This window comes from Campylobacter vulpis, from assembly GCF_014217995.1.
GTDB lineage: Bacteria > Campylobacterota > Campylobacteria > Campylobacterales > Campylobacteraceae > Campylobacter_D > Campylobacter_D vulpis.
On sequence record NZ_CP041617.1, the window covers coordinates 446,856 to 464,720 of the forward strand.

Consider the following 17,865-nt stretch of genomic DNA (forward strand, 5'->3'; position numbering starts at 1 on the left):
TTATGGATATAAAAGAAATTTTGGCAGAAGTGAAAAGAGGTTGTGCGGAGATTATTGATGAGGCTAGAATTGAAGATTTGATTAAAAATTATTACGAAAAGGGTGAGAATTTTTATGTTAAGGCGGGGTTTGACCCAACAGCTCCTGATTTGCATTTGGGACATAGTGTAGTTTTAGGCAAGATGGCATTTTTGCAAAAGCACGGTGCAAGAGTGCAATTTTTAATCGGTGATTTTACTGGGCAAATAGGCGACCCAAGCGGTAAAAACGCTACGCGTAAAAAATTAAGTCAAGAAGAAGTTTTAAAAAACGCCAAAACTTATGAAAGTCAAGTTTTTAAAATTTTAGATAAAGATAAAACAGACATCGTTTTTAATTCTAAATGGCTTAATGAGCTTGGTGCGACTGGGATTGTGGAACTAACTTCGACCTTTAGTGTGGCTAGAATGCTTGAAAGAGAGGACTTTACAAAGCGTTTTAGGGAGCAAAGTTCAATCAGCATTTGTGAGTTTTTATACCCTTTATTGCAAGGCTATGATAGTGTAGCCTTAAAAAGCGATATAGAAATGGGCGGAACTGACCAAAAATTTAATCTTTTGATGGGTAGAGCTTTACAAAGAATTTATGATGCAAAAAAAGAACAAGCCATCATTATGATGCCTCTTTTGGAGGGACTTGATGGGGTTAATAAAATGAGTAAAAGTCTTAACAATTACATAGGCGTAACTGAAAATGCTAAGGATATTTATGCTAAAATTCTAAGCATTAGCGACGAGCTTATGTTTAGATATTATGAATTATTAAGCAAGAAAAGTTTAAAAGAGATTGAAAAAATTAAAGAAGATATTAAAAATGGAACTTTACATCCTAAAATTGCTAAGGAAAATTTAGCCCTAGAGCTTGTGGAGAGATTTCACTCTAAAGAACTTGCAAATGAGGCAAAGGCTGAATTTGACAGGGTGCATAGTGCAAATGCTTTACCAAGTGAGATAGCCGAATTTGAACTAAGTGGTGGTAGTGTGTGGTTGGCTAAAGCTTTGGTTGAATGTGGTTTGGAAAATTCAACTTCAGCGGCGAGAAGAGCCATAGTGGCAAATAGTGTGAGCGTTAATTCTCAAAAAATCAAGGACGAGCAAATGCAACTTGAATTAGGTGAGTATATTTTACAAATAGGAAAAAGAAAATTTGCTAAATTAAAGGTTAAAAAATGAGCTTTAAACCCCTTAAAATAGGAAAACATACAATTAAATATCCCATTTTTCAAGGAGGAATGGGACTTGGCATTAGTTGGGATAGGCTTGCTTCGGCAGTGTCTTTAAATGGAGGACTTGGCATTATCTCTTCTGTGGGAACGGGTTATTATGAGGAGAGGGCGCATATTAGCAAGGAATTAAATGCTAAACCTTATGGAAGTGAAAATTTTTATTCTAAAGAGGGTTTGAAAGCCTTAATTACAAATGCTAGAAAGCTTTGTGGAGACGCACCTTTGGGTTGCAATATCCTTTGTGCGAGTAATGATTATGCTAGAATAGCTCGTGATGCTTGTGAGGTGGGTTTTAATGTCATCGTTTCAGGGGCGGGTTTGCCGACTAATTTGCCCGAATTTACGGCAGATTTTCCCGATGTGGCTTTAGTGCCGATTATCTCTTCAGCTAAGGCTTTAAAGATTATTTGTAAAAGATGGCAGGGGCGTTATAATCGTTTGCCTGATGCTGTGGTTTTAGAGGGTCCAAAAAGTGGCGGACATCAAGGCTTTACCTATGAGCAATGCCTAGATCCAAATTTTGCCCTAGAAAATTTAGTTGCTCCTGTGGTGGAAGAGGCGAAAAATTGGGGTTCTTTTCCTGTGATTGCAGCTGGGGGAGTGTGGGATAAAAATGATATTGAAAAAATGCTAAGTTTGGGTGCAAGTGGAGTGCAAATGGGGACAAGATTTATAGGCACTTTTGAATGTGATGCAAGTGATAATTTTAAAGAAGTTTTGTTAGCCTCCAAAGAGGAAGATATTAAGCTTATAAAATCGCCGGTAGGATACCCTGCAAGAGGTGTGCAGACAAATTTACTTGATTTGGTAGCCAAAAGAATGGGTCCAAAAATTAATTGTATAAGTAATTGTGTCGCGCCTTGCGGTAGGGGTAAAGAGGCGACTAAAGTGGGCTATTGTATCGCAGATAGGCTTTTTGATGCTTGGTCTGGAAAAAAAGAGACGGGTCTTTTTTTCACAGGTGCAAATGGTTATAAGCTGAATAAGCTCATTAGCGTTAAAGAGCTTATGGATAAACTTGTAAATGGTGAATAATGCGAAGCTTAGTCGCACTTTTTTTATTATTTTGTTTTTGTTTTGGGGCTTTTGAAAAGCAAATAGAAGAATTTGATAAAAATTTTATAAATTCTGCAAACGATTCACAGGTGAAATTTCATCAACAACTTAAAAGCCTTTATATACAAAGCGTGATTAATGACGATGAAAAAACAAAGGTTGAAATTTTAAAACGCCTTATCATTAGTTCTAATACATTAAAACTTGATGATACATCTTATGCTAAGGAACTTGAAGAAAGTGGTATAAATAAGGCAAACATTGAGTCTTTAAGAAGAGCTGTTGTTAAAGATGTGAAGCTCGAAAATAAAAAGCCTATGGAAAAACCTGCGTTTGAAAATGTAAAAGAAAATTCCAAAAAAGAAGTCGTAAAGGTCGTAAAAAAAGAAGAATTAAAGAAAAGTGATACGACAAAAAAAGAGGAAAAAATCTACATCTTAAATTCCAAAAAGTTAGCAAATGGAGTGGAGCTTAATTTAAATGTAAATTCGGGTGAGTTTAAGGATTTTGTTTTAGATGAAAAGGGGAATTATCGTCACATTGTCGATTTTGAAGCGATTTTGGAGGGAGGCAGGAAAGAATTTCAGTTTAAAAATTATAATATTATCCTTTCTCAATATAATCCAAAAATTGTTCGTGTAGTTCTTAGAGCTAAGGAAAAAATAAATTTAAATTTAAAAAGAGAGGAAGAAAAATTAAGCATTTTAATAGGTGAGTTGAAAAACACTCCAAAGGAAAATCAAAATATAAAAACGCAAAAAATTGAAAAAAAGCCTGAAAGGCAAGGAAGCGGTTTAAAAATTCAAAAAAATGAGAAAAAGTCCCTTTATATTACTGATGTGGATAAGGGTGTAAATGGAGTTATTTTGAAATTTGATGAGGAGCTTGATGAAGAAGATTTTGAAATTTCCAACACAAAGGATTCTAAATTTTATAGACAAATCATCAGTTTTAAGGGTGTTTTAGGCGGAGATAGAAAAAGCTATACTTATGGTAAAAACGCCATTACCGTAACACAATATAATCCAAAAATCGTTCGTGTGGTCTTAAGCTCACCCAAAGAATTTAAGCTTTATAAAGATATTGATGATAAAACTTTAATTTTAGCTTTTAATGATCTTAAAAATCAAAATTCTAGCCCAGCCAAAGTAAGTTCTAGCAAAAGCACTCTTAATAAAAATTATAAAGCGAGTAAAATCATAGTTCTAGACGCAGGACACGGCGGTAAGGATAGTGGGGCTTTAAGTAAAAATAAGCGTTTAAAAGAAAAAGACATTGTTTTAAGCACAACACTAAAGATTGGTAATGAGCTTAAAAAAAGGGGTTTTAAAGTCTATTACACAAGAACTACGGATAAATTTATCAATCTTAGAGATAGAACTAAAATCGCTAATGATAAAAGGGCTGATTTATTTTTATCCATACACGCTAATGCCGCTCCCAACGCTTCTAAGGCTAAAAGTACCGAAGGTTTAGAAACTTTCTTTTTAAGTCCAGCAAGAAGTGAGCGTAGCAAAAAAGCTGCCGAGAAGGAGAACCAGGGTGATTTTGAAGAGATGAATTATTTTTCTAAACAAAGCATTTTAAATTTCTTAAATAGAGAAAAAATTGTCGCTTCTAATAAGCTCGCCATTGATATACAAAAGGGCGTTTTAGCTAAGACTAGAACGCGTTATAAGGTAGTCGATGGTGGAGTGAGGGAGGCGCCTTTTTGGGTTTTAGTTGGTGCTTCTATGCCAGCTATTTTACTTGAAATTGGCTATATCACGCATCCAAATGAGGGTGAAAGAATTGCAAATAAGAGCTTTCAAGATTTATTAGCCAAAGGCATTGCCGATGGGGTGGAAAATTATTTTTATCATAATCGATGAAAAAAGCTAGGGTCATTTTTAAAGATAATACGCCTTATTCTTTGGATTTTGAAGATTTTTATTTTAATTCACAGCAAGGCGTGGAGGAAAGCCGTTTTGTTTATGCGGAGGCGTTTGAGTGGAAAGAATGCGAAAATTTCACTATCACTGAAACTGGTTTTGGCATAGGGCTTAATTTTTTCTTAACTTTACAACGATTTTTAAAAGCTAAAGAGCGTCCCAAAAGGCTTTTTTATGTGAGTGTGGAGGGCTTTTATTTAGAGTCTAGCTTTTTGCGTGAGGCGTATCAAAGACTTGGAATTTACGAAGATTTTAAAGAGCTTTTAGAGCAATTTTTGCTTTTTTATCCTAAATGTGCTAAGGGAATTTATCGTTTTTATTTTAAAGATTGCTTTTTAGACCTTGTTTTTGATGATATTAGCGTTTTGAAACGCTTGAATTTTAAGGCGGATATTTGGTATTTAGACGGCTTTTCTCCTAGTAAAAATTCTCTTATGTTTGATGAAAATACCCTTTTTGAAATTGCAAGATTATCTAAGCTTAATGCGATGATTTTGAGCTTTTCATCATCTTCTTTTTTGCAAAAAAATCTTAAAAATTGTGGTTTTGAAGTGCAAAAAGTTAAGGGTTTTAGAAAAAGAGAGATGATAAGGGCTTTTTTGACAAAAGAGGTGCAAAATGCAAGTAAGGAGGCTTATTTTCAAAAAATCCCCACTCAATTTAAAAATAAAAAAGTCGCCATCATAGGTGCTGGTATTAGTGGGGCGATTTTGGCATATGAGCTTAGTCTTAGGGGTTTTGAGGTAGAAATTTTTGAGAAAAATGCCACGCTTTATGAGGGTGCTAGTTCGAATGAAAGTGGGATTTTAAGTTCTTTGATTTTAAAGCCTGAAAGTGCTTTGGGAAAATTTTCTTTAAATGCTTTTGTGGAGGCAAGTCGCTTTTATAGACAAATTTTGAATTTAAAATTAAAGGGCGTTTATGAATTTGCTTATACTTCGCAAATGCAGCAAAGATTTCTTACGCAAAAAGATAATGCTTATTTTCAAATCACGCAAAATAAGGCTTTTTTGGACTATGGTGGAGAGCTTGAGCCTAAAAATATATTAAGAAAGCTTTTTGAAAAAGCGGGGGCAAAAATTCATTTTAATCATCATTTTAGCCATTATGAGCGTGAAAATGAGACCTTTAATCTTATCTTTAAAAACGCTTCTAAAAGATGTAAATTTGGGCTTTTAATCTATACTTTAGGAGCAGATGCTAAGGACTTTTTGCATTATGATGCTATGCTTTTGAGTAAGGTAAGAGGACAGCTGACGCATTTAAAGCCTTTTTTTAAGACAAAATTTCCCCTCTCGTCTAAGGCTTATATTTGCCCAGCAAAGCCAAATTTGCAAGTTATCGGTGCAACTTATGATAGGCTTAATGCAAGTTGTAAAAGTCAAATGAAAGATGATGAAGAAAATTTGGCAAATATTAAGGAATTTTTAAAAGGCGATGAAAAGCTTGAGATTATAGGCTCTAGGGTGGGATTTCGCTCTTATTCTAGCGATAGATTTTGCATTGTAGGTGCGGCTTATGATGAGGAATTTTATAAGCAAAATTACAAAGCCTTGTTGTGGCATAAAAATAAGGCTCAAATTCCCCCACAAAATATCCCAAATCTTTATTTAAATTTCGCTCACGGCTCAAGGGCTTTTAGTTCAAGTGTGCTTGCGGCTAGGTATCTTTGTGCCTTGATAAATGATGAGCCTTTGGGCTTTTATGCAGACCTTATCTCTCATATTCATCCTGCTAGATTTTTAATAAGAAAGCTTAAGAAGGGTTTATTAAGCTAAGTTTAAATTTTTTATAAAATTTTTCTAAGATTTGCGAAATTTTAATTTAAGTTTAAAAAGCTTTATTTTATTATTCTAAAGAATAAAAATTTGGAAAGGAAAAGTGATGGTTGAACTAAAGCAAATCGAAGAACGCTTAGCGACACTTGAAAAACTTCCTTCTTTAAAGTCTAATGGCTCTATCCCTAAGGCTTTAGAGAAAGCGGGCTTTTCAAGAAGAGATTTTATGAAATGGGCAGGAGCTATGACGGCGTTTTTAGCACTTCCTGCAAGTTTTGCACCTATGGTAGCAAGGGCGGCTGAATTAGCTGATAGGCTTCCTGTTGTGTGGCTTCATATGGCTGAATGCACGGGTTGTAGTGAAAGTTTGCTAAGAAGTGATACGCCAACTATTGATAGTCTCATTTTTGATTATATTTCCTTAGAATATCACGAAACGGTGATGGCAGCTTCGGGTTGGCAAGCAGAGGAAAATTTGGAAAATGCTATCGAAAAACATAAGAGCAAATATGTTCTTATGGTAGAGGGTGGTATTCCAATGGGTGATACAGAGGGCTATCTTACTATAGGACCTCACGGAAAAACGGGTTATGAAATTTCAAAATTAGCCTGCGAAAATGCTTATGCAATTTTGGCGATTGGCACCTGTTCTAGCTTTGGTGGAATTCAAGCAGCACGCCCTAATCCAAGTAATTCTCAACCCTTAAGTAAGGTAACAAATAAAACTATTATCAATGTTCCGGGCTGTCCTCCAAGTGAAAAAAATATCGTAGGTAATGTCCTTCAACTCCTTCTTTTCAAAGAGCTTCCAAGCCTTGATGTGTATAATAGACCTAAATGGGCTTATGGCTTGAGAATTCACGATTTGTGTGAAAGAAGAGGGCGTTTTGATGCGGGCGAATTTGTTCATAGCTTTGGTGATGAGGGTGCAAAGCAGGGCTATTGTCTTTATAAAGTGGGCTGTAAGGGTCCTTATACTTTCAATAATTGCTCTAGAGAGAGATTTAATCAGCACACTTCTTGGCCTATTCAAGCAGGACACGGCTGTATAGGCTGCTCAGAGCCAAATTTCTGGGATACTATGGGACCTTTTGAAGAGCCGCTTGCTAGCCGTCAGTTTGACCCAGTTTTGGGGCTTGGGGCGGATAATGTTTCGGATAAAATAGGCATAGGCGTTTTAACACTCACAGGAGTTGCCGTAGCTGCACACGCGGTAATTGCTTCTATGAAGAAAAATGAGGAGTAAAAATGAGTCAAAAAATTATCGTTGATCCTATTACAAGAATAGAGGGACATTTAAGGGTTGAGGTTGTCGTTGATGATAATAATATTGTCAAAGAAGCTTATACTGGCTCTACGCTTTGGCGTGGGATTGAGACTATCGTTAAAGGGCGCGATCCAAGAGATGCGGGTTTTATGACTCAAAGAATTTGCGGAGTTTGCACCTTTTCACACTATAAAGCTGGAATTGTCGCTGTGGAAAATGCTTTAGGTATTACCCCTCCGCTTAACGCCCTACTAACTAGAACTTTAATGAATGCGGCTTTATTTTTACACGACCATATTGTGCATTTTTATCAACTTCACGCACTAGATTGGGTTGATGTAGTGAGTGCTTTAAGTGCTGATGTGAAAAAGGCAAGTGATTTAGCCTTTAATTATACCCCAAATCCTTACGCCACAGGTGCGGATAAGCTTTTAGAAGTGCAGCAAAGACTTAAAGCTTTTGTTGATAAAGGAAATTTAGGACCTTTTGCAAATGCTTATTATGGACATAGCACCTACCGCTTTAACCCAGAGCAAAATCTCATCGCCCTTTCGCATTATTTGGAATGCTTAAGAATTCAAAGAATTATCGCGCAATGTATGGCGATTTTCGGTTCTAAAAATCCACATCCACAAAGCTTAACTGTGGGCGGGGTTACTTGCGTTATGGACTTACTTAGCCCTTCTAGAATGGGTGAGTATATGGAGAAATTTAAAGAAGTGGCAGATTTTGTCAATCGTGCTTATTATCCTGATTTGGTAATGGCTGGAAAGGTTTATGCAAATGAGCCTAGCGTGTTAAATGATGTAGGCGTGGCAAATCTTTATACCTTTAAAGAATTTCAAATGGGTCGCGATGAGTGGCTTTTTGAAAGTGGTATTATTAAAAATGGCGATTTAAGTAAGGTTTATGAGGTAGAAGAAGATAAAATTACTGAAGAGGCAACGCACTCTTGGTATGCGGATAATGAACCACTTCACCCTTATGATGGCAAAACAAATCCTAATTATACAGGGCTTGTCGATGGTGAAAGTATCGACCATCACGGCAAAGTCGCTCACACTAAGAATTTTGATACTAAAGGTAAGTATAGCTGGATAAAAGCACCTCGTTATGAGGGTGAGCCTATGCAAGTGGGACCTTTGGCAAATATCGTTGTAAATTACGCAAAAGGAAATCAATATGTTGTGCCTGTTGTCGATACCTTTTTGAAAGAGACAAATCTTCCTTTAACAGCGGTATTTAGCACTTTAGGAAGAACTGCAACTCGTTGTTTGGAGGCTAAAATTATCGCCGATAATACCTTAAGAGCTTTTGATAATTTAGTTGAAAATTTAAAGGTTGATGAAAGCACTTGTGCGCCTTATGTGATTGATAAAAATAAAGAATACAAAGGGCGTTATATGGGACATGTGCCGCGTGGGACACTCAGCCATTGGTGTAGGATTAAAAACGGCGTGATTGAAAATTGGCAAGCTGTTGTTCCTAGCACTTGGAATGCTTCTCCAAAAGACGCAAAAGGCGTTGGTGGAAGTTATGAGCAGTGTTTAATCGGGCTTAAAATTGCTGATGTAAAGCAGCCTTTAGAAATTATACGCAAAATTCACTCTTATGACCCTTGCATTGCTTGTGCCGTGCATGTGATGGACGCTAAGGGAAATAATTTAAGCGAATATAAAGTCAATGTGAATTTATAAGGAGACTTTATGCAAAAACAAGAGGAAAAATTGCAAAGAAAAGCGGAATATGAATTTAGCATAGGCTTACGCTTAACGCACTGGATAAGGGCTGTGGCGATTGTGATTTTAGTGGGGACAGGATACTATATTTCTTATGTTTTTCAAAGTCCAAATTTGCCAAGTGATCCTAGTAATTTTATGCAGGCAAAATACCGCTTAGTGCATCAGGCTGTGGGTTTTGTTTTAATAGGGTGCATTATTTTTAAGGGCTATTTGTTCTTTTTTGATAAATGGAGTCGTAAGGAAAAGGCAAGTATAGCTGATGTTTTTAGTCTTAAAATTTGGGTAGAACAGATTAAATTTTATCTTTTTTTAGGAAAGCACCCGCCTTTAAAGGGCGTTTATAATCCTTTACAATATGTAACCTATCTTTTCTTTTATCTTGTAATGATAGGTATTATCCTTACAGGACTTATTCTTTATACGCACACTTATCACGAGGGCTTAGGCGGTATGCTTTATAATGCTTTAAGACCGCTTGAGGCTATGATGGGAGGCTTGGCTGAAGTGAGAACTTATCATAGAATTCTGATGTGGGTGGTTTTGATTTTTGTGCCTGTGCATATTTATATGGCTGTTTTTAATGCGATTAAAGGTAGAGATGGTGCTTTAGATGCTATTATTAGCGGTTATAAATTTGTCAAGGAAGAGAAAAATTGAAATTTCTTGTGCTTGGCATAGGAAATATTATGTTTGCAGATGAGGGCTTAGGCGTTCATCTTTGCAAACAACTTGAAAAAAACTACAAATTCACTCATCAAAATCACTCCTTAAGCTTTATCGATGGTGGCACTTTAGCCTTGCAGTTAAGTTATATTATAGCCGAGTATGATGAGATGATTGTGCTTGACTGTATTGACGCTGATGATTCTGAAGTGGGAGAAGTTTTTTTCTTTCCTTATGAGGCTATGCCAAAGAGGGTGAATTGGAGCGGGAGTGCGCACGAGGTAGAAATGCTACAAACTTTGCAATATATGGAACTGGTAGGTGATTTACCTCGCACACAAATTTTAGCCGCTGTGCCAAGACGCATTAAGCCTATGAGTTTTGAGCTTTCAAGCGAGATTATTAGGGCTGCTAGTGTAATGGAGAAAACTTTGCTAGATTTTTTAGCTAAAAAGGGTTTTAGCTACGAAAAGGTGGCGGATTTTGCTTTGCAGGATTTAGCGCGTGTTTCTTTTAAGTCTTAAATTCTTTTAATTTTTCTATAACCATTTGCGGAGTTAAATCTTTCATACATCGGTGATGTTTTAGTGGACAAACGCGCTTCATACAAGGCATACAGGCTAGATTAAGATGAATGATTTTAGCATTTTTGCTCTGCCAAGGCGAAGTTTGTGTGAATTTAGTCGGTCCAAAAAGCACGAGCATTTTTACCCCTAAAGCCGCTCCTAAGTGCATAGTGCCGCTGTCATTTGTGAGAAATAAATCGCTTAAAGCAATGTTTTGCGTAAGGGTATGTATGCTTGTTTTATTACACAAATTTTTAGCTTTAACGCCGTTTTGTGCGAGAATTTCGCTGATTTTGGTGCAAATTTTAGCTTCTTCTCCGCCCGCTCCTAAAAGGATAATTTCGTGGCTTTTCGCAAAATAAAGTCCCACTTTAGCAAAATACTCTTCCTCCCATCGCTTCGCACTTCCATAGCTAGCCCCCGGATTTAAGGCTAGAATTTTTTTGCCATTTTTAAGCGTTAAAGGGGCGTTAAATTTCGCCTTTATAGGAAGTTGCAGGGTTTGTGGGCTGATTTTAAAAGAAAGAGTGTTTTCAATGAAATTTAAGTATTTTAAAACCTGATGTTCTTCTTTAATGATAGTTTTATCAAAACAAAATTTTTTCTTCGCTTTTAAAAGTTTTAAAATGAGTTTAGCAGAAAGGGCAGAGCGAAAGGAAAAAGCGAGGTCAAATTGATATATTTTGCGTAAATGAAGAGCTTGTTTATAACGCTTTTTTTTATCTTCTATGATAAATTTTGAGTTAGGAAAGTTCTTAAAAAGTGCTGTTGCCACAAAAGAGCCAAAAAAGATAAATTCCGCTTCCTTAAATTTCTCTTTAATGCCATAAATCGCCGCACTAGCCATAACGCAGTCGCCTAGCCAAGTGGGAAGATTGATAAAAATTTTCATCTTTTGCCCTTCTATGTTAAACTTTCAATTTTAACAAAATAGGCTAAAAATGACAATATTTTCTATCATTATCCCGCTTTATAACTGCGAAAAATGGATTTGCAGGGCTTTAAAAAGCTGTCAAAATCAAGATTTTAAAAATTTCGAAGTGCTTATCATCGATGATAAAAGTGAAGATGAAAGCGTTAAAGTCGTTTTAGAATTCATCAAAAACGACAAGCGTTTTAAGCTTTTTTGCAATGCTTCTCATAAGGGAACTTTTGCGAGTAGAAATGAGGGAATTTTAAGAGCTAGTTCGCCTTTTTTGATGTTTTTGGATTCAGATGATTTTTTATGCGAAGGAGCGTTAAAAAGAGCTTTTGAAAGTCTAAATTTAAAGGCTGATCTTGTGCTTTTTGATGCTTTTGTGCATAGGGTGAAAACTAAGCTTTTCTACCGCTTTAAACAAGATGAAATTTTAAATCAAGGCGAGTTTTTTGACTTTTTAGGAAAACAAAGGCATTTTTGCTGGTCGCTTTGGGCTAAGGTTTTTCGCAGGGATTTAGCTCTAAAATGCTTTGAGTTTGTGGATAAAAAGGCGTGTTTGTGTTATGGGGAAGATGTGCTTTTTTGTTATGTTTATTTTATGCTTTGTGAGAAAATAGCCATTGTTAAGCATAGTATTTACCGCTATGAATTTAACGCTTTTGGGCGTTATGAGAGTAAGGATAGAGAAATTTTAAGGCAAAATTATGAAGACAAAACAACAAGCCTTAAGCTTATCAAAAATATCGCTAAAAATTTCCCACAAAATTCCCTAAACGAAAGGCTTTTTTCGCATTTAGAAAAGGAGAGTTTAGACTTAAAAAAAAGATATTTAAAGTCGATTAAGAAAGAGAAAGTAGAATTAATACAAATAAGTGAGCTTCTTGATAGATGATTGTGGGAGATTTTGATGTATCACATTTTTTTCACGGCTGATGAAAATTACATAAAATTCACTAGCGTTTTGATGACTAGTATTGTTAAAAATGCGACAAAAGCTTATGAGAAAAAACCTTTTTGTTTTCATATTTTGAGTGATTTTATCAGTGATGTAACAAGAAAAAAGCTAGAAATTTTACAAAAAACTTTAAGTGAAATTTATCCTTGTGAGATTAAAATTCATATCCAAGATAATGCCAAATTTGATAAATTCCCAAGTTCGGGTGCCGCACAAAATAATAAACTATCCTATTATCGTCTTAAAATGCTATCTTGTTTAAATGATAATGTAAAAACCTGCCTTTATCTTGATAGCGATATGCTTGTTTTGGAGGATTTAAGAGAACTTTTTGCGCTAGATTTGAAAGATAATATCGCTGCTGTTGTTGGAGATATGGGAAGTAAGAGGGCTAAGATTAAATTTATGGAGGGAAGTGAGAAAAAGACCTTTTATTTTGATGAAAATTATTTTAATGCAGGACTTTTGCTTATTAATGTCAAAGAGTATCAAAAAGCACAGATTGAGGAGCGTTGCGAGGAGCTAGCCTCAAAATGTTTTTATATTAAGGGTGCTGACCAAGATTTGCTTAATGCTTGTATAGAGTCAAAAAAGAGGCTAAAACTTGATTTTGCTTGGAATTTTTTTATTAATGCCTATGCTTATGCCATTACAAAGGACGATAAATTGGGCTATCTAAACTACACAAAAGAGGAATTTAAACATAGCTTTGAAAGTCCTAAAATTCTCCATCTATGCTTTAAGCCTTGGAAATTTTTACGCTCTTTTAATGATAGCAAGGGGCGTAATGTCAATGATTTATGGTGGGAGGAGGCAGCTTTTACTCCTGCCTTTAGTACCGAGCTTTTAGAGCTTAAAAGACACATCAAAGATCATTTGCTTTATGCTGGGCTTGGTTCTTTACTTTACCGCTACACGAAAAATTTTAATGTGCTTAAAATTGTTCATCTTATCAAACATCAAGATGAGGATTTAAAAATCGCTCAAAATGCCCAAAATTTCAATGATAAAGACTTTGCCCTTTTTTTGCTTTTAGGCGAAATGGTTTTACACGCTAGGGCTAAGAAAAAAGGTGTTTTTAGCGTGTTTTTAAAGGCTTTAAAATGTATAAGTTCTTATGAAAAATATGCGAGGCGTTAAAAAGCATTAAAATAAGCGTGTTAGAATTTTCGCTTATTTTCATTTAGAGTAATAATTTGATATTTAAAAATTACATCGTTAATGCCTTAGGGATTTTATTTTCACGCATTTTAGGACTAGCTAGGGATATTTTAATTGCCCTTTTTTTAGGGGCTGGGCTTTATAGCGATATTTTTTTCGTTGCACTTAAAATGCCTGCGTTTTTTAGACGCATTTTTGCAGAAGGAGCTTTTGGACAAAGCTTCTTACCTAATTTTGTCAAAGCAAGGAAAAAGGGTGCATTTTGTGTAAGTGTGCTTTTGCAATTTGGTTTCATTGTCTTTTTATTTTGCCTTTTAGTAAGCTTTTTTGCCTCTTTTTTTACAAAAATTTTTGCCTTTGGTTTTGATGCAAAGACTATCGCTTTAGCCTCTCCTTTGGTGGCTATAAATTTTTGGTATTTATTTTTTATTTTCGTGGTAACTTTTTTTGGTGCCTTGTTAAATTATAGGCACAAATTTTTTTTGACCTCTTTTTCAGCTTCTTTGTTTAATCTTAGCATAGTCATCGCCGCCTTTTTTGTGGATAAAAATAATCCTCATCAAACGCTTTATTACTTCTCTTATGCCACGCTTTTAAGTGGGGTGGCACAGCTTATTTTACATCTTTTTGCTTTGAAAAATAATGTTGCGGTTCGTGCTATGGGTTTAAGCCTTAAATTAAGGCGTTATAAGGCGAATTTAAAGGGTTTTTACACTACTTTTTCACACGGGGTTTTAGGCTCTTCAGCAACTCAAATAAGTTCTCTTTTAGACACAACAATCGCAAGTTTTCTTATCACAGGGAGCATTTCTTATCTTTACTATGCAAACCGCGTTTTTCAGCTTCCTCTCGCACTTTTTGCCATTGCTTTAACTCAAGTTGCCTTTCCTAAAATTTTAAGACTTTTAAAAAGCAGTCAAGAAAAAGAGGCTCTAAGCTTTATGCGTAGGGCTTTAGCAGGACTTAGCTTTTTACTTGTTGTTTCGAGCATAGTGGGCATTATTTTTGCAAAAGAAATTTGTCAGCTTTTGTTTGAGAGGGGAAATTTCACGCAAAAAGATAGCCTTTTAAGCGCTTATGTTTTAATGGCTTATTTACTAGGACTTTTGCCTTTTGGCTTACAAAAATTACTCTCTTTGTGGCTTTATGCGGAATTTAAGCAAAAAATCGCCGCTATTATCGCCATAAAAGCTCTTATTTTGAGTGCTTTTGTTTCTATCGTTTTAATTTTTTTGATTAAAGATGAGAATTTAAAGGTTTTAGCAGTGGCATTTGCAAGTTCTTTAAGTGCTTTTTATTTACTTTTGGCTAATATTAAAGAATTTGGTTTTAGGCGTTTTTGGGGCTTGATTTCTTGGAAAAAAAGCTTTTTCGCCGTGTTATTTTTAGCACTTTTTGCGTATGTGTTGCTAGAAAGTAAGATGATGATAATCAGCCTTTTTGTAGGGGTTTTTGAGTGGATTAAAGGAGGCTTTAGTGCTTTTATTTGATAGTGTGAAAAAGGAGAAATTAGCCCTTAAAAAAGAGGGCGTTGTTAATATGTATTTGTGTGGTCCCACAGTGTATGATGATGCACATTTAGGACACGCTAGAAATAACATTTGTTTTGATATGTTGCGTAGGACTTTACTTGCTCTTGGAAGAAAGCTTTGCTTTGCGAGAAATTATACTGACATCGATGATAAAATTTTAAAAAAAATGCAAGAAAGCGGCGAAAGTTTAGAGCAAATCACGCAAAAATATATCGCACATTATGAAAGAGATATGAGGCATTTGCGTGTTTTAGAGCCTGACTTAAAGCCTAAGGCAACTGATTTTATTAAGCAGATGATAGAGCTTATTTTGTGTTTGGAAAAGCAGGGTTTTACTTACACTTTAGAAGATGGAATTTATTTTGATACCAGTAAAGATAAGGATTATTTAAGCCTTTCAAAACGCAGCTTTGAGGATAATCAAACAAGATTAAACGAACAAAAAGAAAAGAAAAATGAAGCTGATTTTGTGCTGTGGAAATTTGATGAAAATTTTTACACCGCTCCTTTTGGTAAGGGGCGTCCGGGTTGGCATAGTGAGTGTGTGGCGATGATAGAGGCTTTATTTAAGGACGGGCTTGACATACACGCTGGGGGGGTGGATTTATTCTTCCCTCATCACGAAAATGAGGCTACGCAGTGTCGTTGTGCCTTTGGGAAAAACCTAGCCACGCATTGGCTTCATAATGGCTTTGTAAAGATTGACGGCGAAAAGATGAGCAAAAGCCTTAATAATAGCTTTTTTGTAAGGGACGCTTTAAGGGAGTTTTGTGGGGAGGCTTTGAGATTTTATTTAATGAGTGTGCATTATAGGGCACATTTTAATTATTCTTTAGAGGATTTAGCTTTGTGTAAAAAGCGTTTAGATAAGCTTTACCGCTTAAAAAAACGCCTTGATTTAAACGAATTGGAAGATAAACCTAAAAAGTGTGAAAGAGAAGTTTCAACTGCTATTTTACAGGCTTTACAAGATGATTTAAATATTTCTAAGGCTTTGGCTTTACTTGATGAATTTATCACAAATGCAAATTTAAAACTTGACGAAAATAAGGCTTTAAAAGAGAATTTGAGGGAGGATTTTAAGGAGCTTACTTTTATTTTTGGCTTGGGTTTTGAAGATGCGATTTTATATTTTCAGCAAGGATTTAGCAAGGAGCAAAAAGCGTGGATAGAGGAGCAAATTTTTAAACGCACTGAGGCTAAAAAGGCGAAAAATTACGCTTTGGCTGATAAATTAAGGCAAGATTTGGCAGATTTTGGCGTTGTGCTTTTAGATACAGCGCAAGGCACGATTTGGGAGAAAGCTTGATGAGCTTAAGGGAGGTTTTAAGGCGTTTTAAGCCCTTTTATATAGAGTATTTGAGATATTTTTTACTTGCTTTTTTGGGTATGATGATGGCAGCCTTAGGCACGGCGGCTAGCTTTCACTCCTTACAACCCATTTTAGATTATATTTTTATAGAAAAAAGGGTGGATTTACTTTACATCGTGCCTTTTTTTATCGTTTTTGCATATTTGATTAAAAATGCGGGACTTTATATGCAAAGCTATTATGTCGCTTATATTGGCACAAATATCCTAAAAACCCTACGCAAAAATGTGCTTGATAATCTTTTGCGTTTAGATATGGATTTTTTTAAGCGTTATAGAAGTGGGGAGCTAATGAGTCGTTGCACGAACGATATAGGCGCACTTCAAAGCATAGTTTCTACCTTGTTGCCTGAACTTTTGCGTGAAATGATGACAGCCATAGGACTTTTAAGCGTTGTGATTTATAATAGCCCACGCCTTGCATTTTTTGCACTCATCGTGCTTCCTTGTGCAATTTTACCTTTAATATGGTTTGCTAAAAAGCTTAAAAAATATGCCAGAAATTCGCAAGAAACTGGGGCGGATTTACTTTCTAGTTTAGGAGAAATTTTTACAAATATCGAGCTAATTAAGGCAAATAGCACAGAGCAAAAAGAAAGCAATAAATTTAATAAGCACAATGAAAAGCTTTGCAAGGTTACGCTTAAAACAAGCAGAATTGATGCTTTAATCTCACCTATAATGGAGCTTATTGGCTCTTTGGGTGTGGCTTTGGTGATTATTATAGGTGGTAAGGAAGTCATAGCAGGGCGTATGAGTGCTGGTTCTTTCATAGCCTTTGTGTCGGCTCTTTTTGCGCTTTATCAGCCTATTAAAAAGCTTACAAATTTGTATGGGAGATTACAAACTGCCATAGTGGCGAGTGAGAGGACCTTTTATCTACTTGATTTAAAGCCTGAAATTAAGGGTGGAGAAAAGGAGCTTAAGGGCATAAATGCGGTGGAATTTAAAGATGTATTTTTTGCCTATGAGGAAAAAAGCGTGTTAAATGGACTGAATTTAAACTTTAAAAAAGGCGAAATTTTAGCCCTTGTGGGAGCGAGTGGTGGGGGGAAATCCTCTATTATAGGGCTTTTACTTCACTTTTTTAAAAGAAAGAGTGGGGAAATTTTACTTAATAATCAAAGTATTGATGAATTTAGCCTTAAATCTTTGCGTTTAAAAATGGCTTTAGTGACGCAGGATATTTATATTTTTAATGATAGCATTGCTGAAAATGTCGCTTATAGTGAGGAATTTGACGCACAAAAAGTAATTGAAAGTTTAAAACTTGCAAATGCTTATGAATTTGTAGAAAAAATGGGAGGCATTTATACCCAACTTTTTGAAAATGGCAAGAACTTAAGCGGTGGTCAAAAACAAAGAATAGCCATAGCTAGAGCCTTGTATAAAAATCCTGACTTACTCATTTTTGACGAGGCAACTTCAGCACTTGATAATGAAAGCGAAAGAGCCATAGTCAAAACCATAGAAAATTTGAAAAAAGATAGGCTAATTTTACTTGTAGCACATCGTTTAAGCACTGTGGAAAATGCCGATAAAATCGCCCTCATTGACAAAGGTAAGGTTGTAGCGTGCGGGAGCGATGCTGTGCTTTTAGAAAGCTGTGAAGCTTATCGTAAATTAAAAATGAAAGATGAAGTCAAATTGTAAAGATTTT

General features: G+C 35.6%; 14 protein-coding genes. 13 read left to right on the forward strand and 1 reads right to left on the reverse strand.

From position 1 onward, the window contains the following. The first annotated feature begins 2 nt into the window (after window positions 1–2). The 8 genes from tyrS (at window position 3) to CVULP_RS02335 (ending at window position 10,225) form a co-directional block, all read left to right on the forward strand. Window positions 3–1,211 (forward strand): tyrosine--tRNA ligase, encoded by a 1,209-nt coding sequence (tyrS, locus tag CVULP_RS02300; protein ID WP_099507106.1) that lies wholly within the window; start codon window positions 3–5, stop codon window positions 1,209–1,211. Continuing rightward, on the forward strand, window positions 1,208–2,299 hold the full coding sequence (locus CVULP_RS02305) for a nitronate monooxygenase (protein ID WP_099461377.1): 1,092 nt from the start codon (window positions 1,208–1,210) through the stop codon (window positions 2,297–2,299). The genes tyrS and CVULP_RS02305 overlap by 4 nt, the downstream gene beginning before the upstream one ends. Next, window positions 2,299–4,191, forward strand: coding sequence for an N-acetylmuramoyl-L-alanine amidase family protein (locus CVULP_RS02310; RefSeq protein WP_099507105.1), 1,893 nt, complete (start codon window positions 2,299–2,301; stop codon window positions 4,189–4,191). Before CVULP_RS02305 ends, CVULP_RS02310 begins: the two co-directional genes overlap by 1 nt. Then, window positions 4,188–6,029, forward strand: coding sequence for a bifunctional tRNA (5-methylaminomethyl-2-thiouridine)(34)-methyltransferase MnmD/FAD-dependent 5-carboxymethylaminomethyl-2-thiouridine(34) oxidoreductase MnmC (gene mnmC / locus CVULP_RS02315; RefSeq protein WP_099507104.1), 1,842 nt, complete (start codon window positions 4,188–4,190; stop codon window positions 6,027–6,029). The genes CVULP_RS02310 and mnmC overlap by 4 nt, the downstream gene beginning before the upstream one ends. Before the next feature lie 106 nt (window positions 6,030–6,135). After that, complete coding sequence (locus tag CVULP_RS02320; RefSeq protein ID WP_099507103.1) at window positions 6,136–7,275, forward strand: hydrogenase small subunit; 1,140 nt, start codon at window positions 6,136–6,138, stop codon at window positions 7,273–7,275. A gap of 2 nt (window positions 7,276–7,277) precedes the next feature. After that, on the forward strand, window positions 7,278–8,993 hold the full coding sequence (locus CVULP_RS02325; protein WP_099507102.1) for a nickel-dependent hydrogenase large subunit: 1,716 nt from the start codon (window positions 7,278–7,280) through the stop codon (window positions 8,991–8,993). A gap of 9 nt (window positions 8,994–9,002) precedes the next feature. Beyond that, window positions 9,003–9,695, forward strand: coding sequence for a Ni/Fe-hydrogenase, b-type cytochrome subunit (gene cybH, locus CVULP_RS02330; RefSeq protein WP_099461382.1), 693 nt, complete (start codon window positions 9,003–9,005; stop codon window positions 9,693–9,695). Next, window positions 9,692–10,225 (forward strand): HyaD/HybD family hydrogenase maturation endopeptidase, encoded by a 534-nt coding sequence (locus CVULP_RS02335; protein WP_099461383.1) that lies wholly within the window; start codon window positions 9,692–9,694, stop codon window positions 10,223–10,225. Before cybH ends, CVULP_RS02335 begins: the two co-directional genes overlap by 4 nt. On the opposite strand, the gene CVULP_RS02340 is transcribed toward CVULP_RS02335, so the two are convergent. Then, entirely contained in the window at window positions 10,215–11,159 is a 945-nt protein-coding gene (locus tag CVULP_RS02340) for a glycosyltransferase family 9 protein (protein WP_099507101.1), read from the reverse strand. The genes CVULP_RS02335 and CVULP_RS02340 overlap by 11 nt on opposite strands. Window positions 11,160–11,208: 49 nt before the next feature. Here CVULP_RS02340 and CVULP_RS02345 point away from each other — a divergent pair, with 49 nt between their 5' ends. The 5 genes from CVULP_RS02345 to CVULP_RS02365 are packed head-to-tail and all read left to right on the forward strand — an operon-like array spanning window position 11,209 to window position 17,858. Next, on the forward strand, window positions 11,209–12,078 hold the full coding sequence (locus tag CVULP_RS02345) for a glycosyltransferase family 2 protein (protein WP_099507100.1): 870 nt from the start codon (window positions 11,209–11,211) through the stop codon (window positions 12,076–12,078). 15 nt (window positions 12,079–12,093) lie between these two features. Then, window positions 12,094–13,281: a glycosyltransferase family 8 protein gene (locus CVULP_RS02350; RefSeq protein WP_099507099.1), complete on the forward strand. Its 1,188-nt coding sequence runs from the start codon at window positions 12,094–12,096 to the stop codon at window positions 13,279–13,281. Between the two features lie 56 nt (window positions 13,282–13,337). Beyond that, window positions 13,338–14,792, forward strand: a complete 1,455-nt coding sequence (gene murJ / locus CVULP_RS02355; protein WP_099507098.1) for a murein biosynthesis integral membrane protein MurJ — start codon at window positions 13,338–13,340, stop codon at window positions 14,790–14,792. Next, window positions 14,779–16,143: a cysteine--tRNA ligase gene (gene cysS / locus CVULP_RS02360; RefSeq protein ID WP_099507097.1), complete on the forward strand. Its 1,365-nt coding sequence runs from the start codon at window positions 14,779–14,781 to the stop codon at window positions 16,141–16,143. The genes murJ and cysS overlap by 14 nt, the downstream gene beginning before the upstream one ends. Beyond that, window positions 16,143–17,858 carry an ABC transporter ATP-binding protein gene (locus CVULP_RS02365; protein ID WP_099507152.1) on the forward strand — a complete coding sequence of 572 codons (1,716 nt, stop codon included), beginning with the start codon at window positions 16,143–16,145 and terminating at the stop codon, window positions 17,856–17,858. The genes cysS and CVULP_RS02365 overlap by 1 nt, the downstream gene beginning before the upstream one ends. Window positions 17,859–17,865: the final 7 nt, after the last annotated feature.